Genomic DNA, 252 nt, shown 5'->3' with positions numbered 1-252 from the left:
GATCAATCCCAGCCGATCCCCGATACATTGGTGCAAGAACTTGGACATCAGTCGAACTGAATCCCTTAACCTTTGCTTTATTAACCACTTGTTTAATTACTGATTCAACTTGTTGCGTATTACAATTAATAAAGCTGCGATCCCGTTGATTTACTAAAAGTGTTTGGGGCATCACTCCATTTTTAATGTCATGGGCCAATTCCACAATCGTCGATCCATCATTCTGTCTATGAATCTGATTAAGCTCAACAC

1 pseudogene is annotated in these 252 nt (G+C 39.7%); it reads right to left on the bottom strand.

The annotated features are described in order from the left end of the window. A pseudogene (locus AC6UD4_RS07360) lies at positions 1-252 on the bottom strand (SF1B family DNA helicase RecD2); the annotation flags it as partial.

The organism is Fructilactobacillus sp. X3R5C2, assembly GCF_059901175.1.
This window is presented reverse-complemented; position numbering and strand designations above follow the sequence as displayed.